Here is a 26,424-nt window from a genome sequence, read left to right on the forward strand (position 1 = left end):
TTTACCTTTGAATTTCCCTTTAGTCCTTGGTATCCTGGCTATTTACAGCGAGAAATTGTCAAAAAAGAACTCATTACCCCCGAAGGTGCATGGCCGACCTACTTTTTAGATAACCATGATATTCCGAGACATTTATCCCGTTGGATTGAATGTAGTTTATGTACTAATCCTCTAGGTATTGCTCAAGCAGCAGCCGCTATTTTATTGACCATTCGAGGCACTCCTTTTCTCTACTATGGTCAAGAAATTGGCATGGTAGACAATTTAGATATTCCTCCCGATCAAATTAAAGATCAAGCTATTGTTAAAAGCGATAGCGGAGAATCACCACCTCCTAGGGATAGTGCCAGAACACCGATGCAATGGAATGACTCCGTTAATGCCGGGTTTAGCTTTGGAAAAGACGTTGAACCTTGGCTTCCTGTTAATAAAAATTACACAGAAAAAAATGTAGAAAAAGAGTTAAAAGATCCCCATTCTTTACTCAATTTTTATCGACAGTTAATTAAAGCTAGAAAAAATAGCGAAGCGTTACAAGTTGGTCGTTGGCATAGTTTAATTCATTATCCTTATGAACATTTAGCTTACACCCGAAAAACGGAAGCAGAAACGGTATTAGTTTTAATCAACTTTTCCTATGAAAAAGAGTTAACCGTAGATGAATATATTGCCCCTTATACTTGGGAAATATTAGTTTCTAATGAGAGGGAAGTGGGTAAAATGATTGACTTACCCTCTAAGTTATATCCCTTTGAAGTTTCCGTATTAAGACGCGATAATTAACTGTAATTTTATAAGTTGAAGATTTCAGGGAATGATCCCTTGTTATCGACTCAAGTTTCCTTAATACATATAATGTATGTATGAGCTTTGAATATGATCCCCAAAAAGCAAAAACCAATCAGCAAAAGCATGGAGTTTCCTTTGCAGAAGCTGAAATGGTCTTTTTTGATCCCCTAGCGATTCACGATCTCGATCCTGATTCTCTAACAGAAGAACGTTTTATCGCCGTGGGGATGGGAAACACAGGATCGCTATTAGTGGTTATTTATACCCTACGAGGTGAAATAATCCGATTAATTTCTGCTCGTCGTGCGACAAAACAGGAGAGAAAAACTTATGAAACCTGAATATGATTTTTCTAAAGGAAAACGAGGTGCAATTATTCCATCTACGGGAAAAACACGGATTACCATTTATCTAGATGATGATATTCTAGCTAACTTTCGAGAACAAGCAGAAGAAAAAGGAACTGGCTACCAAACCCTAATTAATGAAGTTTTAAAGCAACATATCCAATCTTCTTCTGAACGATCGCTTACTGAAGCAGATTTACGTCGTATTCTTCGGGAAGAATTATCAGAAATACGATAAGATTCCTTGTTTAAGACTTGACAGTTTGCGATCGCTTTTTTTACTGACTTGGGAAGCGATCGCTTGATATAATCTTGTAACGATTAAACACCCCTTCCATGAGGATAGTTAAAATCAATATCGGGTCCAACAGGAACAACTCCCGTCGGATTAATGGTTTTATGACTTTGATAATAATGTCCTTTAATATGCTTAAAATTAACGGTTTCTGCTACTTGGGGAAATTGATATAATTCTCTGACATATCCCCATAAATTCGGATAATCCACAATCCGCTTTTTATTACACTTAAAATGTCCTACATAAACCGGATCAAATCTCACTAAAGTGGTAAATAATCTCCAGTCTGCCTCTGTTAATTGATCTCCCATTAAATACCGAGAATGAGACAGTCTTTCTTCTATCCAATCTAAGGTTTCAAAGAGAGGGTTAAAGGCTTCTTCATAAGCGTCTTGAGTCGTGGCAAATCCTGCCTTATAAACCCCATTATTAACTGTATTATAAATTCTATCATTAACTTGATCAATCTCGTCTCTTAACCCTTCTGGATAGTAATCTCCGGGTTTGGCCCCAAGATGATCAAATTCACTGTTAAACATCCGAATAATTTCAGCAGATTCATTATTAACAATGGTATTGTTTTTTTTATCCCATAAAATAGGAACCGTTACCCTTCCCGTATACTTTTCGTCTGCTTTCGTATAAACTTCATACAAATAGTTAGCGTCATGAATGGGATCAGAAATGACCCCTTCTCCGGGTTTAAAAGTCCAACCATATTCCCCCATAAACCAGTGAACAACAGAGACGGAAATCATTGATTCTAGTCCTTTAATTGCCCGAAAAATTAGAGTTCTATGGGCCCAAGGACAAGCATAGGAAACATATAAATGATAACGGTTTTCTTCGGCTTTAAATCCGTCTTTTCCATCTTTGGTTATCCAATGACGAAACTGAGATTGTTGGCGAACAAAACGCCCTCCTGTACTCTTGGTATCGTACCATTGATCCTGCCAAACCCCATCAATTAATAATCCCATTTTTTGATCATCCTAATTTGTTTGTGTGCGTACTTTTTCAGTATAATCCTTTGGTTTCCATTGACGAAATTGTTTTAAAATTAGTTGCCGTAAGTTAAGGGGTAAATAAGACATTAATAAGCCTAAATTTGTTCTTTTTGATGAACCTAAAACCTGTTTTGATGAGGTTAAAAGTTCTCTTCCTTCTTGTGTTTTTCCTTGTTCAATTAATCTGAGTCCTAAGTCTTGTTGGGTTTGGGCTAATTTTATTTTTCGCTTTTCTTCTAAGTCTTGATCCTGAAAGTTATAATTATCAATACAATATAATTTTGCTTGTAAAAAGTGTAAATTTTGTCCTAAACTGGTTTGTCCTCCATGAAAACGATATTCCATTAAATAGTCGGGTAAAAAATAGCCTACTTTCTTAATTAATGCAAGTCTAACTAATAAGTCAAAATCTTCACATCCATCAGCTTTAGGGTCCATATAATCCACTTCTTTTAAACAAGAATAACGGAATAATGTTGACCCTACTTGTAAACTTTGATAATAAAAAGTTTGCCAATCTAAGTCTTGAATAATGCCTTCTTTAAGTTGATCTTTACCCCAACGAATTGTATTTTCTTTTGTGGCAGATTCGACCCTATTACTATTTTTATCAATCACCCAATGGTTAGTACAAACAAAATCAACTTGAGGGTTTTTATCTAATATATTAACTGTTTTTTCTAGAAACTCTGGGGTTAAGGCATCATCATCATCAAACTTGATAAAATAGTCTCCTTTAGATGCTTCAAAACCCGATCGCATATTACGACTTCTTCCTATATTTTTCTCATGACGAATATAACGAATTCGACTGTCTTGAAATCCTGCAACAACTTCCGAAGTATTATCAGGAGAAGCATCGTCACAGATAATTAATTCAAAATCGGAATAGGTTTGATTAAGAACAGTATTAACCGCATAGGTAAGATAATGGGAACGGTTATAAGTTGGAATACAAACACTGACTTTAACCATGATTTTTTAAGAAATAGTGCGCTTAATTTTTCCCATAATTCCTTGCAGTTTTCGAGTTGCTTTCGTCAAGGAAGTCGGGGGAATTAATTGACTGGGTTTTTGTTCAGGATTTTTCAAAAAACGATAATGTAAAAAGGTATCTTTATAGTTAATATCTGCATCTTCTCCTTGACACAAACGGGCGAAAGATGCTGAGGAATAATTCATATAATGAATACGATGAATTGGCTTTAATCCTTGTTCATTGTAAAGGACATTATCGATGTTCACAAAAGGATCAGCGTCAGCACAATTTCCGGTTCTATCTTGTCCGTCTGAACTTTGGGTAAAGTTGTAAATGGGTCGTTCACACCGTAAAGTTAGATAGTTATAGAGAAAAACATCATCCCACCAGCCAATTCTATTAATCCATTCAACTTCTCTTTTGTTAATCAATTTATCTTCTAATTCTGCTAATTCTTCGGGAGGAAATAATCCTTTTTTTGAGCCGAAAAAACTAGCATCATGAATTTTAGGTCTGACTTGTTCTTCTGTATAGCAACCACTGGCTTCTATAATAGGAATATTTAGGGCTGCATTTTCCGTTGATTTACGATGTTCCCAGTCATCAAAGACAAAATCATAATCTTCTAACTTCTTAAATACATCGTCAACAGACTTCATGGCTAAATTATCAGCTTCGTAAAAAATAAACTGATCAAATTCCCCATCAAAGGCGACAAATTTACGATGTAAATGCCCCTTATACCATCTGGGCCGACTAGCTTTACTTTCTTTATTTCTAGGATGGGCTTCCCAAACTTTATGAGCAAACTTTTCCCATCTATCAATAGAGAATTGATTCTCAAATAAACTCAAATTCGATCTATTTTTGATCTCCGCTTTGACCTTATCTAAACGATTATCATAGGGAATAATACAAATGGGTAGTGAAGGACTGACATTAACTTCAATACTATTGAGTAATGCTATGAGTTGATCGTAAACGACATCATTAGCTAGGGTATAAATTCCTTGAGATACCATAATTTTTCCTTGAATTTTTATGGTTTATTAACTAAGATTTGACCAATCTGATACACTTCAAACCCAATAAATAAACATAAAATAATGGTAACCAATTTATTGAGCCAAGGAATGTTACCTTTTCCGAAGAAAGAGGCCACAAGTTTAGCAATTACAATTCCCATGGCCATGCAAACTAAAATTTTACCTAAGTTAGTCATTTGTTTACCTCTAATTAATCTTTATGTTAGTAGAAACGATGTCAAGATAAGTTTAAATTAGGAACTACTGAGAAAAGCTACCATCAGGTAAAATGGTATTTTCTAGGTTAGCACCTTCCATATTCGCCCCCCCTAAATTGGCTCCTTCTAAGTTACTTTTAATCAGTCTTGTGTATTTTAGTTTAGCATTAAGTAAGTTAGCAAATTTAAAATTAGTTTCGGTTAAATTAGCCCCATTTAAAATGGCTCCTTCGAGGTTGGCTCTTTCAAGGTTGGCTCCTTCGAGGTTGGCCTCCATGAGATTCACCCCTTCTAAATTGGCTCCTTCTAAATTAGCTCCTGTTAGGGTAACACCTTTTAAGTAAGCATTGCTAAGATTGACTCCCCTTAAGTCAGCATTGGTCAGGTCAGAATCTTTGAGGTTAGAATCTTTTAAGTTGGCCCCGGCTAAGTTTGCCCCTGTTAAATTCCCTTGTCGCAAACTGAGATGACGTAAATAACAGCCTTGACAGTTTTTGCTGGTTAAAAGCAGTCTGACAGTGCGCCCTCGCCAATACATAAACCCAGTCGTCCCGATCAAGGCCAAGGCCACCATAATACTGATGCTTAAAATGACTGATTTTAAAGAATAGTGAGTGAGGATGGGGTTAAAAGATGTTTTTCTTTCGATGCTCAACGGTTCTAATGCTTGATAAGCCCTTAAGGCATCAACAAAGCGATCGCTTTGTTTCGGTGCCGTCATTTTCCTTAACCATCGTCTAAAACGGGGATGAAGGTGAAGGAGTAAATGTTGATAATGGAGTTGATACCCATGAGGATCAAGTAATTGATTAATATTGTGGGCTGACGTGCCAGTCAACAGACAAACCAGTGTCGCCCCCACACTGTAAAGATCGGAGGCGGTGGTGAGTTCACGGTTAAACATTTCTTCGGGGGGCATAAACCCCACTGTCCCCCGAATGCTACTACTCATGCCGAGATCAGAACCCCCCATGCGAGCAAAGCCAAAGTCAATTAAATAGACTTTTAACCCATTATTCGGGTCAATTAGGATGTTATCTGGCTTAATATCCCCATGAATGATAGGAGGATTCTGTTTTTGTAAATAGATGAGGATTGCTAAGAGATTGAGGGCAACTTGTTTAATTTCTGGGGGGGTTAACCCTTTAACTTGCCCTAGGGACTGTGCTTGTTTATATTCTTGAACTAAACAAAAGCCGTTGGGGGTTTCAAAGGAGTCGAGATAACGGGGAATACTGGCTAGATTCAGCGATCGCAATACCTTAATTTCTGATTGATGGGCCTGGTAACTATTCCAATTGCCAATTTTCGCAAATTGATATTGTTTAATGACCACGGTTTTTTGGGTATCAAGATGGGAGGCCAGATAAGTCACCCGTCCTCCCGTACTGTTTTTTCCTAGGACTTGTTCTATGTGGTAGTTGTACTGTGAAAAGTCGGGATATCTAGCCATATTCCCTCCAGGTCAAAGAATCAGTCCTTATTAGGAGTTATTGCCCCTCAAAATAGTCTTCTAATGCCTGTTGCACAATTTGATTCATGGGTCGTTTTTCCTCCTGGGAGGCTTGTTTGAGACGGGCAAACATAGCATCAGGAACGCTGACCCGGTGTTGATTTTTGCGAACCCGGCGACGTTTTTGGGGCTGATAGCTTTGAGAGAAGGTTCTCAGGGCATCAAAGCTGACTCGTTGACAAAATTGCCCAAAACTCTCGTTATCGATTTTCTCTGCTTTATAGTAGGCAAACAAGGGTTCTAGGAAGCTCTCAATGTCTTTTTCTGGTAATTTCTCAATGTAGGGTTGAGCCAGTTGGGTTTGGTTGGGATCGCCCCCTAACCACACTTGATACATTCCGGGGGCGCTGCCTACAAACCCTAATTCGGCCATGTAGGGACGGGCGCAACCGTTAGGACATCCAGTCATTCTAATGACGATGGGTTCCCCTCCTAGGCCCAGATGGTCTAAAACCCCATTAATCCGCTCTAAAATCCCTGGTAACGCCCGTTCTGACTCGGTGATGGCTAATCCGCAGGTGGGCAGTGCGGGACAGGCCATGGAATACCGGGTTAAGGTATCGATTTTTTCGGGGTCGATAACAATGCCACAGTGGAGCAAAATGTTGTCGATGCCGGCTTTATGGTCTGGGTCAATCTCATAGATAATGAGGTTATGATTAGCGGTTAAACGCATGGGTAGGGCGTATTCGTCCGTAATCTTTTTCAACGCGGTTTTTAGCTGAAAACTGCCCTCATCTTTCACCCGGCCATTTTCGATGGAGATCCCTAAAAAGAGCTTACCGTCTCCCTGTTCGTGCCAGCCGAGATAATCTTCATATTTCCAGTCTGGGAGGGGTTTAAAGGGTTCTAGGGCTTTGCCGAAGTAGTCTTCTACCTTCCCCCTAAATTTTTCGATTCCCCAATCAGAAATCAGGTATTTCATGCGAGCGTGACGGCGTTGGGTGCGATCGCCGTAGTCCCGTTGGGTGGCTAAGATGGCTTTGAGCAAGTCAAACACCTCGTCTTTGGTCACATAGCCCAAGGGATCAGCTAATCTGGCAAAGGTTTCTTCTTTGTTGTGGGTGCGTCCCATTCCACCGCCGGTGAGGACGTTAAACCCGAGTAATTCCTCGTTATCATCGGTTATCACCACTAAACTAACGTCGTGGGTGTAGAGATCGATGGAGTTATCCCCTGGTACGGTGACGCTACATTTAAATTTACGGGGCATATAATGTTGCCCGTAAAGGGGTTCTTCGCTATCTTTAATCAGGGTTCCGTTGCCGTTCCGTTGACGGGCTGCCACCACTTCGGGATCTTCTTCGACGCTGATGGCTTTTTCTCCATCTAACCAAATTTCGTAATAGGCATTGGTTTGGGGTCGCAAGAGATCGGCGATTTTATCGGCGTATTCCCAAGCATATTGGTAATCTGGGCGATTTTTATAGGGGGCTGGCGGGGCCATGACGTTGCGATTGAGATCCCCACAAGCTCCCAGGGTTGATCCCATGCTCTTGACAATAGAGGCGATCGCTGACTTCAGATTTTTCTTTAAAATTCCATGAAGTTGAAACCCTTGTCGGGTGGTGACTCGTAAGGTTTGGTTGCCATATTCATCACTGAGGCGATCCAAGGTTGAGTAGAGTTGCGGTGGGATAAAGCCCCCTGGGTTACGGGTCCGCAACATCATCTGATAATCTTTTTCTTGTCCTTTAACGCGGTTATCTCGGTTATCTTGTTGATAAGATCCATGAAATTTGAGTATTTGAACCGCATCTTGGCTAAAATGGGTACTATCTTCTAATAATTCGCTTTTCAAAGGCTCTCTTAAGAAGTTGCTACGTTCTTTAATGTTTTCTAGTTTGGAAACTTTGCGAGTAGGTGAAACAGGAGTTTTGACCATTGCCATGAATATTAAATGCGTTACTAATCTGGCTTTATCTTTCTATATTGCTCAGTCAGATTATGAGTGACTTTTTCTATCTTAACTGTTTTGAGTCTCTTTGATTCTTTAAAAAATGTGACAGTCTTTTCTTTGTGACTCTCATTTTTTTTAGGATCTTGATTTTTTTGAATAAATTTGCTAGATTTTGTATTATTTTAAACATAAAAAGATTAATAAAAATGGCAATTCCTAAAAAAATCTGGTTTTTATGGTTTCAGGGACTGGAACAAGCTCCATTAGTTGTTAAAAAATGTCACCAATCTTGGTCAGAGTATAACCCTAATTGGGAGCTTATTTGTCTGGATAATAATAATTTTAAAAACTATGTAGACATAATGTTACCAGAAGAAAAGTTCAAACAATTACCTGGTGCCAAAAAAGCCAATTTAGTTCGGTTGGAGTTACTTTCAAAATATGGAGGAGTATGGGCTGATGCTACTAGCTTATGTAGAGTCCCCTTAGATAGTTGGTTAGAAGATTATACTCAAGCTGGTTTTTTTGCTTTTACTTATAAAACGAGAGGTTATGGATGGATTTTGAATTGGTTTTTAGCATCAGAACCATCTAACCCCATTACTGTCAGCATGAATCAAACTTTAACAGCTTTTTATCGTGATAATAAATTCTATCATGGTGGGATAATAGCTAAAAAAAGAATTAAGTTTTTAGAAAAATTCTTAAATCGTAAATATAAAACAACCCGATTTTGGTCTTCATGGTTTGTCAGGAAAATATTTAAAGTTTATCCCTATTTTATTTTTCATTATATCTTTGCCAATTTAATTAATTCAGATCGAGAACTTTTAAAGCAATATCAATTAATGAAGCCCTATCCCCCTAACGGTGAAATTTTAGGAAGATATGGATTACTCCGTCCGTTAACTCCTGAATTAAAAGAAAGAATCGATAGTCGAATTGATCCCGTCTATAAATTAACTTATAAGTACAACCAGGAAAAATATTCTTCATCCTCAATTTTATATTATCTTTTAGAAAAAACTGAATAACTAAAATAGTATCTTCGTCCGATGGTTCTAGGAGTGTGGGATATGTGATATAACTATGAAGGTTAAGTTACGGAAAATCTTGTCTTTTTTGACCCATCATCGGGGTCTTGGTAAGATTGTGAGGCTTTTCAAACCCTAGTTTCCCATAACTTACTTTCTCGTTGACAATTTGTACTATCCCTTAGTTATTCATGACAACATTGCTCACACAGTCTCAACCGTCAGTTTCTCCTCCATTGGATGAGAATATTCGGTTACGCGATATCTTAAAAACGTTACCTTCAGAAGTCTTTGTTAAAAATCCCCGTAAAGCTTGGTTTAAAGTGGTTCTGACTGTCTCGATGGTCGCTTTAGGATGGGCCGCCTTGGCGGTTTCTCCTTGGTACTTGCTTCCCATTTTATGGGTATTTACGGGAACCGCCATGACTGGATTATTTGTCATTGGTCATGATTGTGGACATCGCTCTTTTTCTAATAATAATTGGGTCAATGATTTGGTTGGCCATGCTGTTTTTTTACCGCTATTTTATCCGTTTCATGGTTGGCGTATTCTTCACAATCATCACCACAAGCATACTAATAAATTAGATGTTGATAATGCTTGGGACCCCTTTATGCCCGAATTTTACGAAACCTTTTCTAGTTTTGAAAAGTGGGGATATCGACAGTTAAGAGGTCGTTTTTGGTGGTTTGCTTCTGTGGTTCACTGGGCAAAAATTCACTTTGACTGGACTAAATTTGAAGGAAAAGACAGAGAACAAATCCGCTTTTCTGCTTTAGTGGTTATTGTTGCTGCTATCATTGTTTTTCCTCTTGCCTTCGCGACTTTAGGAATCTGGGGTGTGATTAAGTTTTGGTTATTACCTTGGTTAGTCTTCCATTTTTGGATGAGTACCTTTACATTAGTCCATCATACGGTTCCCAATATTCCTTTTAAAAAAGAAGCAGAGTGGAACGAAGCTCAAGCGCAATTATCCGGTACAGTTCATTGTGATTATCCCCGTTGGGTAGAAATTTTGTGTCATGACATTAATGTTCACATTCCCCATCACATTTCTACCGGAATCCCTAGCTATAATTTAAGAATGGCTCATCAAAGTTTAAAGGAAAATTGGGGTGATTATTTGTGTGAACTTCGCTTTTCTTGGCCGTTAATGAATGAGATCACCACTCAATGTCATCTTTATCATCCTGAAACAAATTATCAGAGTTTTCAACAATATTATCAGAGTAAAAAATAATAAATCCTTGTTCTGAGAATCGGGGATCGCTGACCACAAGCGATCCTTTTTTTATTGTTACAATTAAAAACAAACCAATTAATTTATAAACATGATGAAGATCAGCGTATTAGGCATAGGATTAATGGGCAAACCCCTAGCAAAACGACTGTTAGAAGCTGATCATTCCGTTATTGTCTATAATCGAACCATCAGTAAAGCCCTACCATTAGAACCGTTAGGGGCTAAGGTGGCTCAAACCCCCTTAGAAGCCATCCAGGGGTCAGAGGTGCTAATTTTAATGTTAACGGATGCTAACGCTATCCGCGAGGTAATTTTAAGCCCAGAAACGGCAGATAATCTACAAAACCGTACTATCATTCAAATGGGAACTATCGCCCCCGATGAAAGCCGCAACATCCAAAAAGCGGTAGAAAAACAAGGAGGCCAGTATCTAGAAGCCCCTGTATTAGGTAGCATTCCTCAAGCGAAGGAAGGAACATTATTGGTGATGGTAGGGGCTAAAACGTCTCAATTTGAAGAATATAAGCCAATTTTAAAACAATTTGGCTCCCAACCCCAACATATTGGGGAAGTGGGAACCGCATCCGCTTTAAAGTTAGCCTTAAATCAATTAATTGCAGCTTTAACCAGTGGGTTCGCCTTGAGTTTAGGGTTAATTGAACGGCAGGGAGTTGATATTGATAAATTTATGGGTATTTTGCGAGAAAGTGCTTTATATGCCCCTACCTTTGATAAAAAGTTAGATAGAATGCAGCAACGTAATTTTGAAAATCCTAATTTTCCCACCAAACATTTATTAAAAGATGTCAATTTATTCTTAAATCAAGCGGAAGAAAATGGCTTAAATACTGAAGTTTTGCAAGGGGTTCGTAGGATTATTCAACAAACAATAGAATTAGGATTATCAGATCAGGACTATTCTGCTTTATTTTCTGCTATTAATACAGAAAAATAGGATTCTAACGAGCAACCCTTTGGTGCATAAATTTAATGGCGAATTAAAACAAAAATTCCCACCGCTAAAACAAAATAACCAAACCCTTTTTGTAAGTTTTTCGCCTCAATAAAACGAGTAAGATAAGCCCCCGTCAGGGTTCCTAAACTGGCTGCCAGGGTAAAAGAAATCATTAACGTCCAATCAAGCTTTACCTGGGAAAGATAACCCAGAAATCCCGTCATGGAATTAAAGGTAATAATAATTAAGGAAGTACCGATCGCCTTTTTCATGGGAAGACCCCCTAACAGCACTAAGGCCGGAATGATGGCAAAACCACCCCCCACCCCAACAAATCCGGTTAAAATACCGACCCCTAATCCTTCTAAAAGGATAAACAACCGATTGTTTTGATTATTATCTTTAAAGCTCTCTTTTTCGGTTAGCAAGTTCTGATTTTTCAATCTTTGTCTTCCTTGGCGAATCATGATAAGACTCGCCAATACCATGACAAGGGCAAAGCAGATCAATTGAGTGGTTTCGGTAATAAAGGGAAATCCTGCCATTTTTGCACCGATATAAGCCCCTAACATAGCAGTAGGGACAAAAATAACCGCCACTTGACCATTAACATTCCCATGTAACCAGTGAGGAATGGCCCCAATTAAGCTCACCGTCCCGACAATGCCCAAACTCATGGCGATCGCAGTTTTAGCTCCGAGTCCCATCACATAAACTAAGATCGGCACAGCTAAGATAGAACCCCCTCCCCCAATTAAGCCTAAACTGAGTCCGATACAAATGGCCAAAAAATGTCCAATAATCCAAATTATCATCTTGCATTTACACCCGTTGGTTAAAAGGTAATTTTGCCAGTAATCTTGCTAAAGCGCAGGTATCTGTAATGCCTGCAAAAAGAAGTCCGGTTCCGATCAAACCACTGAGGAGCAAAAACCAAGGGGAAACAAACGCTCCTAACAATGTCCCCATGATGACTAATGAACCTGTGATAATTTGTACCTGACGCATTAAGCTGATAGGGGCATTCCGATTAACAATGGTTGGTAATCCTCTTTTTTTCCAGTCTTCTATACCGCCACCGAGATGACTAACTCCTCGAAAACCCACCGCCATTAGTTTTTGTGCTGCTTGAGCAGACCGATTACCGGTTCGACAGTAAACAACTAAGGGCTTATCTTGTTCTAAGGGAATTTTATCAGGTTTCAGTTGAGATAAGGGAATCAATACCGCTTTGGGAAGATGTTCGGCGGCATATTCTGAAACTTCCCGAACATCCACCAGGGTAACGCGATCCTTATCTAACCATGATTTTAAGGTATTACTATCAATGGTGGGTAATGCCTCATAATTAAGGGTTTTCATCTTATTTTCAATTCAACTATTTAAAAATAAACATAATTTGAGGGCTATGCCTCACGACTTATATTATAACTAATTAACTATATAGTCAACCTAAAAAACTTGACATAATTTGTCATTGCCCTTGATTGATTGCTTAAACAGTTATGAGAGATGCCGATCTATATCACTTTCTTGTTAAAATATTATTTAGTTAACTAAAAGAAACGACGAAACTTGATTAATCGATGGCAAAAACCTCTACTGATAATAATCCAGCCAAGCAACAGGAATTTCTGGCTCCCATCGCTGATTATTTTAAAATTCTTTCAGAAACCAGTCGCCTACAAATATTAAGTTGTTTGAAAGACGGGGGGATGAATGCCAGCGAACTCAGTAAAGCTACTGGTTTAGGGCAAGCGAATTTATCTAAGCATCTTAAAATGTTAACGGAGGCCGAAATTTTATCCCGTCAGCCTCAAGGGGTAACGATATATTACGAAATTCAAGATCCGATGATTTTTGAGTTATGCGAGTTAGTTTGTGGTCGTCTCTACTCAAAGATGCAGCAAAAAACAGAAGCCTTTAAGCAATTACATCTATCCTTTAGCAATACATAATTCAACTAAAAATAAACCCTGAAACCTAAAAATCATCACTAATATTGATGATTCTCGATATTAAGTTAAAAGTTATGATGATTGACCTTACCGACTCCCTACTCCCCTACTCCTGTGCAACCTTTTACCCATAAGTTTTCATCGACTGAGTCTGTCTCTGTATAATGGTAAGATAGAAAACTCTACAGATTCTGGAGGAACAGTCGATTGTCAAGGTCAGTCAATGTCGCTATCCTAGGAGCAACGGGAGCCGTCGGCACTGAGTTGCTAGAACTTTTAGAAAGCCGTAACTTTCCCCTCAATAACCTCAAACTGTTGGCTTCTCCTCGTTCAGCAGGAACGATTTTAAACTATAAGGGAGAAACCATTAAAGTTGAGGCAGTCGAAGCAAAGGCTTTCAATGACGTTGACCTTGTCCTCGCTTCTGCCGGGGGTTCTACTTCCAAAGCTTGGGCCCAGACCATTGTAGACGCTGGAGCGGTGATGGTGGATAACTCCAGTGCCTTCCGCATGAACCCAGACGTTCCTCTCATTGTGCCAGAAATCAACCCAGAGGCGGCGGCTAACCATCAAGGCATTATTGCTAATCCTAACTGTACGACAATTTTAATGGCAGTGGCCATTTACCCCTTGCACCAAGTTCAACCCATCGAACGTATTGTGGTTTCAACTTATCAGTCGGCCAGTGGAGCCGGTGCTAGGGCAATGGAAGAAGTCAAAATTCAATCTCAAGCTATTTTAAAAGGAGAAGACCCTAAAGCAGAAATTTTACCCTATCCCCTCGCTTTTAACCTCTTTCCCCATAACTCTCCCTTAACCGAAACAGGATATTGTGAAGAGGAGATGAAAATGGTCAATGAAACCCGTAAAATATTTAATACCCCCCATTTAAAAATTACGGCAACTTGTGTTAGAGTGCCAGTGCTTCGGGCCCATTCAGAAGCCATTAATTTAGAATTTAAAGAACCGTTTTCTGTGGCTCAAGCTAGGGAAATTATCGCTAACTCCCCAGGGGTTCAATTACTCGAAGATTGGCAAAAAAACTATTTTCCTATGCCTATTGATGCTTCGGGTAAAGATGATGTTCTAGTGGGTAGGATTCGTCAAGATATTTCTCATGCCAACGGCTTAGAATTATGGATTTGTGGGGATCAAATTCGTAAAGGCGCAGCCTTAAACGCCGTGCAAATTGCTGAATTGTTAATGGAAAAAAGCTGGTTAAATACAGCGAAATCATCCCTAAACGTATAAGGAGAATTATTAAGTATCATTAGGTGCAAAATAAAACTGTAACGGATAAGCAAGTTAATGAATGAGCAAAGTTTTGGTAAGGTGATTACTGCAATGGTAACGCCATTTGATCAGGAGGGAAATGTTAACTATGAAATGGCAGAAAAATTAGCCATTCATTTAGTTGATAATGGTAGCGACAGCTTATTACTTTGTGGGACAACAGGAGAGTCCCCTACCCTGAGTTGGTCAGAAAAATCCCAGTTATTTCAAGTAGTAAAAAAAGCCGTAGGCTCTAAAGGAAAAGTGTTAGCCGGAACCGGGGCTAATTCAACTCAACACGCCATTGAAATGACCGAAAAAGTTGCTAAAATGGGATTAGATGGCTCATTGCAAGTGGTTCCTTATTACAATAAACCCCCTCAAGAAGGACTGTATGAACATTTTAAAAAAATTGCGGAAACTGTAGGCAATTTTCCCATAATATTGTATAATATACCTGGGCGGACAGGACAAAATATGTCCCCCGAAACCATTGCCAAACTAGCAGAAATCAATAACATTATTGCTATCAAAGAAGCCAGTGGAAATTTAGAACAAGCCTGTAAAATTCGGCGCATGACCGATCCTTCATTTTTGATTTATGCAGGAGATGACTTTTTAACCTTGCCGTTGTTAACGGTGGGAGGAGTAGGGGTGATTAGTGTGGCCAGTCACTTAGTTGGCACACAAATGCAACAAATGATCGCAGCATTTGAGAATAATAAAGGGAGTCAAGCCACAGAAATTAATGTGAAACTTTTTCCCTTATTTAAAGTCTTATTTTGTACAACCAATCCTATTCCCATCAAAGCAGCATTAAACTTACAAGGATGGCAAGTGGGAAGCGTGAGACTTCCCCTAGTAGAATTATCAGAAACGTTAAAAGAAGAGGTTAAAGTTGTCTTACAAGAATTATCTTTGATTGACAAGTAATTAATCAATGAATTAATGACCTAGAACCATAATTTTCACTATCAAAAGCGTTTTATTCAAGTTAACTAAACCTAACGATTAACCCATTGACTTAAAATAATAAGGAGGAAAATGAGTCAAACTAAGAAACAATCCAACCTAAAAATTATTCCCTTAGGGGGACTTCACGAAATCGGCAAAAATACCTGTGTCCTAGAATACAATGACGAAATTATTCTCATTGATGCCGGTATCGCCTTTCCCACAGAAGAAATGCACGGGGTCAATATTGTTTTACCCGATATGACCTATTTACGAAAAAATCGTCATAAAATCAAAGGAATGATTGCCACTCATGGTCATGAAGACCATATCGGTGGTATTCCCTATCATTTGAAGCAATTTGATATTCCCAAGATTTATGGGCCCAAGTTGGCCATGTCCTTACTTAAGGATAAATTAGAAGAAGCCGGGGTGAGCGATCGCACCAAGCTACAAACCGTCAGTCCGAGAGAAATAGTTAGGATCAGTCCCTCCTTTTTAGTTGAATTTATCCGCAATACCCATTCTATTGCCGATAGCTTCACCATAGCCATTCACACACCGTTAGGGGTGGTTATCCATACAGGAGACTTTAAAGTCGATCATACCCCTGTTGATGGAGAATTTTTCGACTTTCAAAAATTAGCTGAACACGGCGAAAAAGGCGTTCTCTGCTTACTAAGCGACTCCACCAACGCAGAAGTACCCGGCAGTACCCCTTCAGAAAGTTCAGTCTATCCCAACTTAGATCGCATTATTGCCCAGGCCGAAGCTAGGTTAATGATCACTACCTTTGCCTCTTCAGTGCATCGGGTCAATATCATCTTACAACTGGCGCAAAAACATAAGCGGAAAGTGGCAGTGGTGGGCCGTTCGATGTTAAACGTCATTGCCCACGCCAGAGAATTAGGTTATCTTAAATGTCCGGATGACCTCTTCGTTTCCCTCAAAGCAGCCAACAACTTACCCGATGAACAAGTTTTAATTTTAACCACCGGGTCACAAGGGGAACCCTTAGCCGCCTTAACCCGTATTTCGAGGGGTTCTCACCGTCATATTAAAGTGCGTCGAGGGGATACGATCGTCTTTTCTGCTAACCCCATTCCAGGAAACACCATTGCGGTGGTTAATACAATTGATCGCCTGATGATGCAAGGGGCAAAAGTGATCTATGGCCGTCATCATGGGATTCATGTTTCCGGTCATGGTTGTCAAGAAGACCATAAATTGATGTTAGCCTTAACTCGGCCTAAATTCTTTGTTCCAGTCCACGGGGAACACCGAATGCTGGTTAAACACGCCGAAACCGCTTATAAGATGGGAGTTCCGGCCGATAATATCGTTATTATTAACAATGGGGACATTGTTGAGGTTTCTGAGGATAGTATTGGCGTTGCCGGAACAGTACCCTCAGGGATCGAGTTGGTTGATCAAGCCGGAGTGGTTCACGAACACGTCATGGAAGATCGTCAACAACTGGCTCAAGATGGGGTAGTTACCGTGGCGGCGGCCATTAGTTGGGAAGGAAAATTATTAACTTCTCCTGAAGTGGACTTACGGGGTGTGGTGAGTAAAGTGGAATATTCTTTGATCAAACAATTGATTATTCGGGCGATCGAAAATATTTTAGAGAACCGTTGGAACGACTTCGCTTCAAGCAATGGTAAAACAGAGGTAGACTGGGACTACTTACAAGACGAAATTGAAAACACCCTACAAAGGTTAGTGAAACGGGAATTAAGAAGTTATCCCCTGGTTATCTTCTTGTTACAAACCCCTGAACAGCCTTCTCGCTCGGAAGCAACTGCTAACCGTAAAGTTTATCGTCGTCGTCGTCCCACGGCTTCAACGGCTTCTTAATGTCAGACTTAGTTAATCTTGTTCTAGGGGTCAACAGTGGTTGACCCCTATTTTTGTAGACAGTGAAAAACAACTGACCATCGATCAACTTAGTCTTGAAAATTGATTGATAAAGTAGACAATAAACCATTATTTTGAATCCATAATTCCATGAAATCAATCTCACTTATTTTGTTATTAACGTTAGGGGTTTTTAATGTTAGTGTCACTCAAGCACAAGATCCCCCGGCGGAGACTTATCAACCCGGTTATTGGCAACCGGTGGCAAGGTTTGATACAAAACGCATTGTAGAAGTTAATATTATTAATGAAACCGATATCCCGATTGAATTTGATTTAACAGATATAGAAGCCATGAACCCCCAGGCTTTACAACCAGAAGAAACCGGAAATTTAAAAGGGTTTGGTAGTTCGGCTAATATTGTTATTTATCCCTTAGTTAACGATGCAACAGACTTTAATTTACGTTACAAAGTCAACGTGGATGAAGATAATAATATTGTTAATGTATCCGTTGTCAAAGATAAGCCCAGTTTTTTAGGCCATCGCTCCATTAATTTACAAAAAACCGGTGCTATTTATCTTTATTAATATCAATTTCCGAAAGTAGGGGTCAACGGTAGTTGACCCCTACAACCTTAACCACGGGGTTTTATGCGGACGGAGAGACTCGAACTCTCACGCCAAAGACACTAGAACCTAAATCTAGCGCGTCTACCAATTCCGCCACGTCCGCATTTTATTGTCCAGTTTATAATCATAACATATTTTTTTCTAATTAAACGACAACTCGTGACATACTTGTGCTGTTAGGCGAGCAGTTTCCTGGGCTGAACGTGCCATTACTGGTCTTATTTATTCATATCTCCCAAACTGAGATCCCCTTCGTTATTCCTTTTTGAGCTACTGAATTTGCCACATTATCTCATGACCTCCCCATAGGGGAACAAGTTCAGATTCAATCAGTGGGATGTGAGCAGGAATCTGCCAAGCCGATTTGACTAGGGTTATCTGTTCGGTATTACGTGGGAGTCGGTAAAAATCTGGTCCATAAAAGCTGGCAAAAGCTTCAAGCTTATCGAGAGCATCAGCACGCTCAAAGGCTTCTGCGTATAACATTAGCGCGTGTAGAGCCGAATAACATCCTGCACAGCCACAGGAATTTTCTTTGTTGTTGCGAGTATGGGGAGCGCTGTCAGTACCCAGAAAAAACTTAGGATTGCCCGAGGTAGCGGCTTCAACAATAGCCTGACGATGCTCTTCCCCTTTCAAAATGGGTAGACAATAAAAATGGGGGCGAAGGCCACCTTGAAAGAGGGCATTGCGATTAAACAATAAATGTTGTGGCGTGATGGTGGCAGCGACGTTTTCAGCCTCCAGGACAAAATTCACCGCATCTGAAGTGGTGATGTGTTCAAACACTATCCGCAGTTTGGGAAATCGTTGTTTGAGAGGAAGCAAATATTTTTCAATAAATACTTTCTCGCGATCAAATACGTCAACATCTTTATCCGTCACTTCCCCGTGTACTAATAACGGTAGGTCTACCTCCTCCATCACTTCAAAGACGCGATCGCAGCGACGAATATCCGTCACGCCGAAGTCTGAATTCGTGGTTGCCCCGGCAGGATAATACTTAAGTGCTTTGACAAACCCCGAAGCCAATGCTGCGATAATATCTTTAGGGGTTGTGTTGTCGGTAAGATAAAGGGTCATCAAGGGTTCAAACTGTTGGCCAGCCGGAATGGCGGCGATGATGCGTTCTCGATAAGCTGCTGCTTCATCTACTGAGCGAACTGGGGGCTTCAAATTCGGCATAATGATAGCACGAGCAAACTGACGCACGGTGTGGGGCAACACGGTTTTGAGTATTGCCCCGTCACGTATATGCAAATGCCAGTCATCAGGCTGGGTTATGGTCAGCTTTTGCATCCTGTCCTCCCTCGTCTTCTTGTTGAGATGAATTCAATTCTTGTTACTCTTTTTCTCTCATAGCCCCATAAGCTTAATTATATTTGTGAACTACCCCAACTTACTCCGCTAAGGCTTCGTTGAAGTTGGGGCTTCTGAACTCACAGGGGAATGCCTCAAGACAGACTTGCGTCCACCTTTTGGGCTTACTTCCCCTCCTTCAGCAGCAGTCCTGGTTCCCAAGACCGATCCTCTTGGTCGATTGGGCTTGCGCCATGGGATGGCGCGCCCCTCGACCGCTATCTGCCTGATGCCTTCTGCTCTAATATTCTTGCTCGCATTTTCGTCCCTATCGTGGTGTGTGCCACAACTCGGACAAGTCCATTCCCTAATATCTAATGGCATTTCTGACATTTGATAAAGACAATTAGAGCAAGTTTTAGAGGAAGGAAACCATCTATCAATTTCTACTAATAAACCTCCTTTTTGCTCTAGTTTATAAGCAAGAAAATTGACAAATATTCCCCATCCGACATCAGATATAGCCTTAGCTAAGTTATGATTACGAACCATACCCTTGATGTTCAAATTCTCAACGACTACTACTTGATTATCATCAACAATTTTTCTAGATAATTTATGTATAAAGTCTTGACGGGCATTGCTTATACGTTCGTGAACTCTAGCTACTAGCTTTTTTGCTTTTTCTCTTGATTTACTCCCCTTGTTCTTACGAGCTAATTTAGCCTGTTTTCTAGCTAAGTTTTTTTCATGTTTTTTGAGATGTTTAGGATTAGTATATTTAGACGTTTTCTCTCCATCATGAGTGATACAGAAGTCTTTGAGTCCTAAATCGATTCCTATAACTTTTCCACTCGCTACTACTTCAGGAGTCTCTTGTTCAGTGTCAAATAACAATGAAGCATAGTATTTTCCTGTCGGTGTTTTTGTAATAGTTACAGTCTTTAATTGTCCCTCAAATAATCTATGAATAGAAGCTTTAATTATCCCCACTTGAGGGACTTTTACGCCTTTATCTACTACCTCGCAGTTTTGAGGATATTGACAGGATTGCTTGCCATGATAAGACTTGAATCTAGGATACTTGGCTCTTTTATCAAAGAAGTTCTTGAAGGCTTTAGTCAAGTTTAGAGTGGTTGACTGCAAGACCTGAGAATAACATTCACAGAGCCATGCAGTTTCCTCTGACTTTTTGAGCTTTGGTAATACTTTGTGTAGTGCTACCCGACTCAAACCCTTACCTGTTTCTTTATAAGTTTCATTGCACAGATTTAAGGCGTAATTCCACCACCAACGAGCGCATCCCATCACTTGACTAAGTTTTTGAGATTGCTCAGGTGTTGGATAAATTCGGACTTTTACTGCTCTGTACAATGGTTTCACGCAAGCTATACTTTATGATAAAAGTATAGCACAAGATAATAGAATGTGGACGCTTTGCGGTTTATTTGTAGGCCCTTGCATTCATCCCTAACCTATAGAGGATAAGGGAATTCTGCCCGACATTGGGTTAAGAGAGGCTGATGATTTTAAAACCATCCATCGACTAGCTTAATATAATTCATAGCTAAAATGAGTTAGCATAAATACTTTGTTATCTATTTCATTTACGTAATTATAAGTTAGCAACCATGTCGTATCGATCTAAACCATCTGCTGACCCCTGTGTAACTACCTTCGATGAGTTTGTGCGACTGGCGGATTATTCTCTGATGGATACCTTAAATGCCGACCCTGATGCCACGGTCGATGGTGATGATCACCGTCCCCGTCAGGTTTTCTCTGGTCATTTTGTACCGGTGACACCTACACCGCTTGCGGAACCAGAATATGTAACTCATAGCAAAGACTTTTTTAAAGAACTTGGGTTGAGCGATGATCTGGTGCTGGATGAAAAATTTCGCCAGGTTTTTTCTGGTGATATCTCTGCTGCCCATGAGCCTATGCGTCAAATGGGCTGGGCGACGGGTTATGCCCTGTCGATTTATGGCAACGAATATATCCAAAATTGTCCATTCGGTACTGGGAATGGTTATGGCGATGGTCGGGCGATATCTGTGTTTGAAGGAATAATCAATGGTCAGCGCTGGGAAATGCAATTGAAAGGTGGCGGACCCACACCTTATTGCCGTGGTGCTGACGGGCGCGCAGTGCTACGTTCAAGTGTGCGTGAGTTTCTGGCGCAAGACTATATGCACGCCTTAGATGTACCAACATCGCGTTCTTTGACACTGTATGTGTCTAAATCTGAGACTGTTACCCGGCCTTGGTATTCTCAAGACTCCCACTCCACCGACCCTGATATTTTGGTGGACAATCCTGTGGCTATTTCAACTCGCGTTGCACCCTCCTTTTTGCGCGTTGGTCAGCTAGAGTTATTTGCCCGCCGCGCTCGCAGTAATGCTCATCCGAGAGCATTAAAAGAGTTGAGCATGATAGTGTCCCATTTAATCGAGCGAGAATACAAAAGCGACATTAATCAAAACCTTGGTAAAGCCTATCAATTGGTTGAGTTGGCTAAGCTATTTCGCCAACGTCTTACTTCACTGGTGGCCAATTGGCTACGGGTTGGTTATTGCCAGGGTAATTTTAACAGCGATAACTGCGCCGCTGGTGGCTTTACCCTCGACTATGGACCATTTGGGTTTTGTGAAAAATTTGACCCTTGGTTTCAACCTTGGACTGGCGGCGGTAAACACTTTTCATTCTTCAATCAGCCCATGGCAGCCGAAGCGAATTATTATATGTTTTGGAAAGCGGTGAGACCGCTACTTGCAGAAGATGCTGAAGCTTTAGAACAGTTCGACCAAGTAGGTCGTGACTTTGCACAGGCAATGCAAGAACAAATCCAAAAAATGTGGGCGGCTAAACTTGGCTTAACTGAATTTAACCCAGAGCTATTTGAGACCCTAATGCAGTTAATGACCAACTCAGAGGTAGATTACACCATTTTCTTCCGCGAGTTATCCCATATACCAGAGGATGTTGAACCCTTGAAAAAGAGCTTCTATACTGAAACGTCACAACAAATTGATGAACAATGGCAATCTTGGCTACAAAGCTGGCACAACCTCCTCAGGAACCACGGCAATCTAGCTGATATCTCAAAAAATATGAAACAGACTAACCCAAAATATACATGGCGAGAGTGGCTGATTGTTCCCGCGTACCAACAGGCCATGCAAGGGGACTATACCTTAGTCAAAGAGTTGCAAGAAGTGCTTAGCCATCCCTATGATGAGCAATCACAAGAAATAGAAGATAAATACTATCGCCTAAAACCTAAGGCGTTTTTTGGTGCTGGTGGCGTATCTCACTATAGCTGCTCATCTTGATGTTGAATTACAACAGTGGTTAGAATTATTGGTGTTTAACGACTAAATAATAGTCCAATTCCTGCTATGGCAATACAGACTCCTAAAAAGGCTCTTAAAGAGATTTTTTGTCCCATTGCCAAGGCAAACGGGAGGACAAATAGGGGACTGGTTGCTAACAAAGTTTGAGCGATGGCCGCAGGAGAAAATTTAATGGCTGTTTGCTGTAGCCAAATACCTAGATAGGTACTCCCAAATGCTGTTAAACTAATAACCCCGATGAGTTTTAAAGATAGTTTATGGGAAGTCTCTATGGTTTTCTGGTGGGAAATTAATAATAAAACCCCAACAATTATTAATCCCCCTACTAATCTTAATAAGGTACTTTCTAATGGTAAAAAATTCGATTTTACTAGAGCAAAACGCGCTAAAATTACTCCTGTTGCTTGAGATAATGAAGCTAATCCTCCCCATAAGCTCCCTTTCATCAGATTAGGATAACTGATAACCGTATCAGGAGTTCTTTCTGTAATAACCCAAGCGACCCCCAACAAGGTTAAAATAATTCCCAAGCAAGATATTAATTCCAGGCTTTCTGATAAAAAAATTAAGGCCAAAATCGCCGACATCGGGATAGCCAATGTTTCCATTAATAAAGTACGTCTAGCTCCTAAATAACCTAAAGTGGTAAAATAGGCTGTATCTCCAATTCCAATGCCAATGACTCCACTCAATATTAAAATTACCATTGGTAAAAAATGAAACTCAGGTATTGTATCACGGGTCAATAATAGAGTAACAATAATCAAAAATGTTGCCACAATTCCTTTAAATAAATTTAGCTTTAAGGCAGAAATTTTCTGCCCTAGCATTTGATAAACGACTGATGAAGCCGCCCATAAAAATGCACCTCCTAAAGCAGACATTTCCCCGATATATTCATGAATTTCCATTATTAATTATTTTCCTAATATTTATACTCTTGATGGTTAGGCATATTTAATATATATAGTCAGTATACCCATAAATCTCTTGTTCATTTGTGACATTAAGCAGGTTTATGTTACATTCAAAGAAAATGGATTAAAAATTGACCATGATGAAAGTCGCTGACATCATGACTAAAGATGTCATTACCATTCGCAGTTCAGCTAAAGTTTCTGTGGCTGTTCAATTAATGCGAGAACAAACAATTCATACGTTAATTGTTGAACGTAGCCACCCTCAAGATGCTTACGGAATTATTACGGACAGTGATATTGTTAATCAGGTTGTTGCTTCTGGGAAAAATCCCCAACAAGTCAGAGTTTATGAAATTATGACCAAACCTTGTCTTGTTTTAAATCCAGATTTAGGGGTTGAATATGCAGCCAAACTATTTAAAAATTCAGACATTCGTTGTGCGCCTGTTATTAAAGGTGAACTTCTAGGCATTGTTTCGGTTTCCGATATTTTAAATAAAAGTGAATTTGTTAACAATCCCCTCGAAGACCAATTACATAAACAAATTGAAGAGAAAATTAATGAAGCTAAAAAAATATGTCAAAAGTTTTCTCATGATTCAAAAGCTTGTCAAGAAGCTTGGTTATTAGTCGAAGAACTCGAAGCAGAAGCCTCTTTTTATAGTAATAAAAAACCCGAAAAAACTGCTCTAGAAGCCTATCTAGAAGAATATCCCTCAGTGGGACAAATCTTGACGTTAGACAATTGGTGTAGTGGTTGAATGCCACTTGTGTGGCTTGCTTCGGCTTACTTTTGCCGTTTTCCCCTTGCCCTTTGCCGCCCTTGAGGGGAACGGGTTATGGTGGGATAAGCCGATTCACTCGACATTTGATCGACATAAATGGGAATGGTGAAGTGGAATTGACTGCCATGATCTTTCCCTTGGGACTCGGCCCAGATGTGTCCCCCCCAACCGCTAACGATTTGACGACAGATAGCTAACCCTAACCCAGTTCCCCCTGTACTGCGTCGTAATGCCCCTTCTTCCTGGTAAAAACGGTCAAAGACGGTTTCTAAGCGTTTCGGTTCGATTCCTCGCCCTGTATCGGCAACAGTGACCTCTAAATGATGGGGACTATGACAACTGACTTCAATGGTAATTTTGCCCTCTTCGCTAGTAAATTTGCAAGCATTGTCTAACAATTTGGCCAAGACTTCCACTAACCATTCTCCATCTGCTTTAACTAAGGGGAGTTCTTCCATGACCAAATTTTCAATGTTAGGGAGTGGTGTCTCCTTGTGACGGGCTCTGACGTTGCTTAAGGATAATTCCACACATTCGTGCAAATCTAAGGCTTCAATATTCCACTCTACCCGTCCACTTTCTAACTGGGATAAGGTGAGGAAATCTTGCACCAGTTTTCGCATTCGTTCAGCATCTTGCAGCGCGGTATTCAGCATCACTTGGCGTAACTCAGGAGACATATCCGGTTCTGTGGCCAAACTTTCTAAACACACTTGAATGGTGGATAAAGGGGTCCGTAATTCATGGCCCGTGATGGCCACTAAATTGGAACGAGTGCGATCGAGGGCTTCTAATTGTTCATTGAGATCCTGAAGATTAGCATAGGCTTCTGCTTGGATGAGGGCTACCCCAATTTGAGTGGCGATCGCATTAACTAGGGCTACATCTTCTTCTTTCCAGCTAATGGGTTTCGGGCCACAATGATGCAACTCCAACATTCCCAACAGTCGACCACTGTAAAAAATTGGCACTAACATCCACGATAAAATCGAGCAACTATGGACTAAGGTTTGTAAGGATTGGGCTGAGGGGTTTCCTTTACCATTGCTCAATCGAGGATCATTCGTCGCGTTATCGATGGTTAAAGCGTCTCGTAACTCAACCACTTCTTGAAATAACGGATTTTCTTGCAAGGGCCAGGTTTGTCCTTTAATGGAGGGAATCCCTTGATTGAGAAATTCGTGTTCAATGGTGGCCGTTGTGTCGGTTTCCTTGCAACGATAGACTAAACAACGACAAACCCCTAACCCTTCCCCTAGCTTCTGCACCGCCACTTGTAGAATTTCATCGGGGTCCAAAGATAAACGAATAGCAGTGGTCACTGAGTTAATTAATCTTTCTTTATGTTCTTTGGCCGAGAGACTGCGATTGGCTTTGATCAGTTTATATTGACCAGCTTGTAAATAAGTGACTAACCGTTGTACAAAGGGATCGGGATTATTGTTGGTTACATCCCAGGTGGTGTTATCTACCTCTTGGGTTTGAGGGTCCCCGTCTTGTAAAAAATCAGAGGGGATATAGCGATCGCGAGCTTGTTGGGCTTTTTCTGCTAATTCTGGGCGATAATCTACAATTGTTTTTAAAAGAATATTGGCAGCCTGTTGAGCCACTTGACGATCAAAGGTCCAAATCCCTTCAAAACGACGGTTATTATCCATGTCCGTCGTCATTCCTTGGTTTCGATTGGGACTTTTTTCTTGACAAATTAAACAACTGGCATAGCTTTTCCCTAAAACGATTAAATGCCATTCTTTAGTTAAGGGATCGTCGGCATCAAAGGCAATAGTTTCATAGTCTTGAGACCGGTGTTTAAAATCCGTTTCTGGGGCGGCCAAGACATAGACTTGATTACTTTTTTGAGCAATGCGTCGATATCGTTGGGCTTCTTGACGATAAAATCGTTCTCGTTGAAAACTGGCAATAACTAAGGGTTGTTCTGATCCTGCTAATACCTGATCTTCCATAGCATGAGACAGGGCAGTTAAGGAAGCCTTAAAATACATTTGAGGCCTCCATTGAGGAAAAATTTGTAACAGTTGTGTTAAAACCGATTTTGATCTGCTCATCAATGATTGTGT

At 40.2% G+C, this 26,424-nt stretch carries 25 protein-coding genes and 1 tRNA gene; 13 read left to right on the forward strand and 13 right to left on the reverse strand.

Features of this window, described 5'->3' with window-relative positions; all coding sequences use genetic code 11:
• The 3 genes from C4E06_RS07765 to C4E06_RS07775 form a co-directional block, all read left to right on the forward strand.
• A partial coding sequence (locus C4E06_RS07765) for an alpha-amylase family glycosyl hydrolase (RefSeq protein WP_255412133.1) occupies positions 1-783 on the forward strand: 783 nt, incomplete at its 5' end.
• Positions 784-863: 80 nt separating this feature from the next.
• Positions 864-1,130 carry a BrnT family toxin gene (locus tag C4E06_RS07770; protein ID WP_107667553.1) on the forward strand — a complete coding sequence of 89 codons (267 nt, stop codon included), beginning with the start codon at positions 864-866 and terminating at the stop codon, positions 1,128-1,130.
• Positions 1,120-1,374 (forward strand): BrnA antitoxin family protein, encoded by a 255-nt coding sequence (locus tag C4E06_RS07775; RefSeq protein WP_107667554.1) that lies wholly within the window; start codon positions 1,120-1,122, stop codon positions 1,372-1,374. Before C4E06_RS07770 ends, C4E06_RS07775 begins: the two co-directional genes overlap by 11 nt.
• 83 nt (positions 1,375-1,457) lie before the next feature.
• Here C4E06_RS07775 and C4E06_RS07780 read toward each other — a convergent pair whose 3' ends face one another.
• From C4E06_RS07780 to sir, 6 genes are all read right to left on the reverse strand, one after another.
• A complete protein-coding gene (locus C4E06_RS07780) occupies positions 1,458-2,414 on the reverse strand; it encodes a glutathione S-transferase family protein (RefSeq protein ID WP_107667555.1) in 957 nt (318 codons plus the stop codon).
• A gap of 12 nt (positions 2,415-2,426) precedes the next feature.
• Entirely contained in the window at positions 2,427-3,416 is a 990-nt protein-coding gene (locus tag C4E06_RS07785; protein ID WP_107667556.1) for a glycosyltransferase family 2 protein, read from the reverse strand.
• A gap of 6 nt (positions 3,417-3,422) precedes the next feature.
• The gene (locus C4E06_RS07790) at positions 3,423-4,442 is read right to left on the reverse strand and encodes an Npun_R2821/Npun_R2822 family protein (protein WP_107667557.1); all 1,020 of its coding nucleotides are present in this window, start codon (positions 4,440-4,442) and stop codon (positions 3,423-3,425) included.
• A 17-nt stretch (positions 4,443-4,459) separates the two neighbouring features.
• Positions 4,460-4,642, reverse strand: coding sequence for a hypothetical protein (locus C4E06_RS07795; RefSeq protein WP_107667558.1), 183 nt, complete (start codon positions 4,640-4,642; stop codon positions 4,460-4,462).
• Positions 4,643-4,706: 64 nt separating this feature from the next.
• Complete coding sequence (locus C4E06_RS07800; protein ID WP_107667559.1) at positions 4,707-6,116, reverse strand: serine/threonine-protein kinase; 1,410 nt, start codon at positions 6,114-6,116, stop codon at positions 4,707-4,709.
• A 37-nt stretch (positions 6,117-6,153) separates the two neighbouring features.
• Positions 6,154-8,061 (reverse strand): sulfite reductase, ferredoxin dependent, encoded by a 1,908-nt coding sequence (sir, locus tag C4E06_RS07805; RefSeq protein WP_107667587.1) that lies wholly within the window; start codon positions 8,059-8,061, stop codon positions 6,154-6,156.
• Positions 8,062-8,282: 221 nt separating this feature from the next.
• On the opposite strand from sir, the gene C4E06_RS07810 reads away from it, so the two are divergent.
• The 3 genes from C4E06_RS07810 to C4E06_RS07820 all read left to right on the forward strand — a co-directional run bounded on the left by C4E06_RS07810 (position 8,283) and on the right by C4E06_RS07820 (position 11,309).
• Entirely contained in the window at positions 8,283-9,110 is an 828-nt protein-coding gene (locus C4E06_RS07810) for a capsular polysaccharide synthesis protein (protein WP_107667560.1), read from the forward strand.
• A 191-nt stretch (positions 9,111-9,301) separates the two neighbouring features.
• Complete coding sequence (locus C4E06_RS07815) at positions 9,302-10,351, forward strand: fatty acid desaturase (protein ID WP_107667561.1); 1,050 nt, start codon at positions 9,302-9,304, stop codon at positions 10,349-10,351.
• Between the two features lie 94 nt (positions 10,352-10,445).
• Positions 10,446-11,309 carry an NAD(P)-dependent oxidoreductase gene (locus C4E06_RS07820; RefSeq protein ID WP_107667562.1) on the forward strand — a complete coding sequence of 288 codons (864 nt, stop codon included), beginning with the start codon at positions 10,446-10,448 and terminating at the stop codon, positions 11,307-11,309.
• A gap of 32 nt (positions 11,310-11,341) precedes the next feature.
• Here C4E06_RS07820 and C4E06_RS07825 read toward each other — a convergent pair whose 3' ends face one another.
• Both C4E06_RS07825 and C4E06_RS07830 read right to left on the reverse strand, forming a co-directional pair.
• The gene (locus C4E06_RS07825; protein WP_107667563.1) at positions 11,342-12,124 is read right to left on the reverse strand and encodes a sulfite exporter TauE/SafE family protein; all 783 of its coding nucleotides are present in this window, start codon (positions 12,122-12,124) and stop codon (positions 11,342-11,344) included.
• Positions 12,125-12,131: 7 nt separating this feature from the next.
• A complete protein-coding gene (locus C4E06_RS07830; protein WP_107667564.1) occupies positions 12,132-12,671 on the reverse strand; it encodes a rhodanese-like domain-containing protein in 540 nt (179 codons plus the stop codon).
• A 224-nt stretch (positions 12,672-12,895) separates the two neighbouring features.
• Between C4E06_RS07830 and C4E06_RS07835 the strand changes: the two genes are divergently transcribed.
• From C4E06_RS07835 to C4E06_RS07855, 5 genes are all read left to right on the forward strand, one after another.
• A complete protein-coding gene (locus C4E06_RS07835) occupies positions 12,896-13,267 on the forward strand; it encodes a helix-turn-helix transcriptional regulator (RefSeq protein ID WP_107667565.1) in 372 nt (123 codons plus the stop codon).
• 207 nt (positions 13,268-13,474) lie between these two features.
• Positions 13,475-14,518: an aspartate-semialdehyde dehydrogenase gene (locus C4E06_RS07840; protein WP_107667566.1), complete on the forward strand. Its 1,044-nt coding sequence runs from the start codon at positions 13,475-13,477 to the stop codon at positions 14,516-14,518.
• Between the two features lie 57 nt (positions 14,519-14,575).
• Complete coding sequence (gene dapA / locus C4E06_RS07845; protein ID WP_107667567.1) at positions 14,576-15,472, forward strand: 4-hydroxy-tetrahydrodipicolinate synthase; 897 nt, start codon at positions 14,576-14,578, stop codon at positions 15,470-15,472.
• A gap of 111 nt (positions 15,473-15,583) precedes the next feature.
• On the forward strand, positions 15,584-17,353 hold the full coding sequence (locus C4E06_RS07850) for a ribonuclease J (protein ID WP_107667568.1): 1,770 nt from the start codon (positions 15,584-15,586) through the stop codon (positions 17,351-17,353).
• A 150-nt stretch (positions 17,354-17,503) separates the two neighbouring features.
• A complete protein-coding gene (locus C4E06_RS07855) occupies positions 17,504-17,944 on the forward strand; it encodes a hypothetical protein (protein WP_107667569.1) in 441 nt (146 codons plus the stop codon).
• 64 nt (positions 17,945-18,008) lie between these two features.
• On the opposite strand, the gene C4E06_RS07860 is transcribed toward C4E06_RS07855, so the two are convergent.
• The 3 genes from C4E06_RS07860 to C4E06_RS07870 all read right to left on the reverse strand — a co-directional run bounded on the left by C4E06_RS07860 (position 18,009) and on the right by C4E06_RS07870 (position 20,659).
• Positions 18,009-18,089 (reverse strand) — tRNA-Leu (locus C4E06_RS07860).
• A 167-nt stretch (positions 18,090-18,256) separates the two neighbouring features.
• Positions 18,257-19,285: a dihydroorotase gene (gene pyrC / locus C4E06_RS07865; RefSeq protein ID WP_107667570.1), complete on the reverse strand. Its 1,029-nt coding sequence runs from the start codon at positions 19,283-19,285 to the stop codon at positions 18,257-18,259.
• A gap of 108 nt (positions 19,286-19,393) precedes the next feature.
• Positions 19,394-20,659: an RNA-guided endonuclease TnpB family protein gene (locus C4E06_RS07870; protein ID WP_107667588.1), complete on the reverse strand. Its 1,266-nt coding sequence runs from the start codon at positions 20,657-20,659 to the stop codon at positions 19,394-19,396.
• Between the two features lie 257 nt (positions 20,660-20,916).
• On the opposite strand from C4E06_RS07870, the gene C4E06_RS07875 reads away from it, so the two are divergent.
• Positions 20,917-22,620 carry a protein adenylyltransferase SelO family protein gene (locus C4E06_RS07875; protein ID WP_107667571.1) on the forward strand — a complete coding sequence of 568 codons (1,704 nt, stop codon included), beginning with the start codon at positions 20,917-20,919 and terminating at the stop codon, positions 22,618-22,620.
• Positions 22,621-22,655: 35 nt separating this feature from the next.
• Here the strand turns inward: C4E06_RS07875 and C4E06_RS07880 are convergent, their stop codons facing one another.
• Positions 22,656-23,552 carry a DMT family transporter gene (locus C4E06_RS07880; protein WP_107667572.1) on the reverse strand — a complete coding sequence of 299 codons (897 nt, stop codon included), beginning with the start codon at positions 23,550-23,552 and terminating at the stop codon, positions 22,656-22,658.
• Positions 23,553-23,695: 143 nt separating this feature from the next.
• On the opposite strand from C4E06_RS07880, the gene C4E06_RS07885 reads away from it, so the two are divergent.
• Complete coding sequence (locus tag C4E06_RS07885) at positions 23,696-24,322, forward strand: CBS domain-containing protein (protein WP_107667573.1); 627 nt, start codon at positions 23,696-23,698, stop codon at positions 24,320-24,322.
• 26 nt (positions 24,323-24,348) lie between these two features.
• Here C4E06_RS07885 and C4E06_RS07890 read toward each other — a convergent pair whose 3' ends face one another.
• Positions 24,349-26,412, reverse strand: a complete 2,064-nt coding sequence (locus C4E06_RS07890) for a DICT sensory domain-containing protein (RefSeq protein ID WP_107667589.1) — start codon at positions 26,410-26,412, stop codon at positions 24,349-24,351.
• Between the last annotated feature and the right edge of the window lie 12 nt (positions 26,413-26,424).

The organism is Cyanothece sp. BG0011, assembly GCF_003013815.1.
Taxonomy (GTDB): Bacteria; Cyanobacteriota; Cyanobacteriia; order Cyanobacteriales; family Microcystaceae; genus Crocosphaera.

Excerpts from the sequence above, each read along its gene's own strand:
- C4E06_RS07810 (WP_107667560.1), top strand. The coding sequence starts at position 8,283 with ATGGCAATTCCTAAAAAAATCTGGTTTTTATGGTTTCAGGGACTGGAA.
- C4E06_RS07820 (WP_107667562.1), top strand. The coding sequence starts at position 10,446 with ATGAAGATCAGCGTATTAGGCATAGGATTAATGGGCAAACCCCTAGCA.
- C4E06_RS07850 (WP_107667568.1), top strand. The coding sequence starts at position 15,584 with ATGAGTCAAACTAAGAAACAATCCAACCTAAAAATTATTCCCTTAGGG.
- C4E06_RS07880 (WP_107667572.1), bottom strand. The coding sequence starts at position 23,552 with ATGGAAATTCATGAATATATCGGGGAAATGTCTGCTTTAGGAGGTGCA.
- C4E06_RS07775 (WP_107667554.1), top strand. The coding sequence starts at position 1,120 with ATGAAACCTGAATATGATTTTTCTAAAGGAAAACGAGGTGCAATTATT.
- C4E06_RS07785 (WP_107667556.1), bottom strand. The coding sequence starts at position 3,416 with ATGGTTAAAGTCAGTGTTTGTATTCCAACTTATAACCGTTCCCATTAT.
- C4E06_RS07780 (WP_107667555.1), bottom strand. The coding sequence starts at position 2,414 with ATGGGATTATTAATTGATGGGGTTTGGCAGGATCAATGGTACGATACC.
- sir (WP_107667587.1), bottom strand. The coding sequence starts at position 8,061 with ATGGTCAAAACTCCTGTTTCACCTACTCGCAAAGTTTCCAAACTAGAA.
- C4E06_RS07795 (WP_107667558.1), bottom strand. The coding sequence starts at position 4,642 with ATGACTAACTTAGGTAAAATTTTAGTTTGCATGGCCATGGGAATTGTA.
- dapA (WP_107667567.1), top strand. The coding sequence starts at position 14,576 with ATGAATGAGCAAAGTTTTGGTAAGGTGATTACTGCAATGGTAACGCCA.
- C4E06_RS07830 (WP_107667564.1), bottom strand. The coding sequence starts at position 12,671 with ATGAAAACCCTTAATTATGAGGCATTACCCACCATTGATAGTAATACC.
- C4E06_RS07800 (WP_107667559.1), bottom strand. The coding sequence starts at position 6,116 with ATGGCTAGATATCCCGACTTTTCACAGTACAACTACCACATAGAACAA.
- C4E06_RS07890 (WP_107667589.1), bottom strand. The coding sequence starts at position 26,412 with ATGAGCAGATCAAAATCGGTTTTAACACAACTGTTACAAATTTTTCCT.
- C4E06_RS07790 (WP_107667557.1), bottom strand. The coding sequence starts at position 4,442 with ATGGTATCTCAAGGAATTTATACCCTAGCTAATGATGTCGTTTACGAT.
- C4E06_RS07885 (WP_107667573.1), top strand. The coding sequence starts at position 23,696 with ATGATGAAAGTCGCTGACATCATGACTAAAGATGTCATTACCATTCGC.
- C4E06_RS07835 (WP_107667565.1), top strand. The coding sequence starts at position 12,896 with ATGGCAAAAACCTCTACTGATAATAATCCAGCCAAGCAACAGGAATTT.
- C4E06_RS07825 (WP_107667563.1), bottom strand. The coding sequence starts at position 12,124 with ATGATAATTTGGATTATTGGACATTTTTTGGCCATTTGTATCGGACTC.
- C4E06_RS07770 (WP_107667553.1), top strand. The coding sequence starts at position 864 with ATGAGCTTTGAATATGATCCCCAAAAAGCAAAAACCAATCAGCAAAAG.
- C4E06_RS07815 (WP_107667561.1), top strand. The coding sequence starts at position 9,302 with ATGACAACATTGCTCACACAGTCTCAACCGTCAGTTTCTCCTCCATTG.
- C4E06_RS07855 (WP_107667569.1), top strand. The coding sequence starts at position 17,504 with ATGAAATCAATCTCACTTATTTTGTTATTAACGTTAGGGGTTTTTAAT.
- pyrC (WP_107667570.1), bottom strand. The coding sequence starts at position 19,285 with ATGCAAAAGCTGACCATAACCCAGCCTGATGACTGGCATTTGCATATA.
- C4E06_RS07875 (WP_107667571.1), top strand. The coding sequence starts at position 20,917 with ATGTCGTATCGATCTAAACCATCTGCTGACCCCTGTGTAACTACCTTC.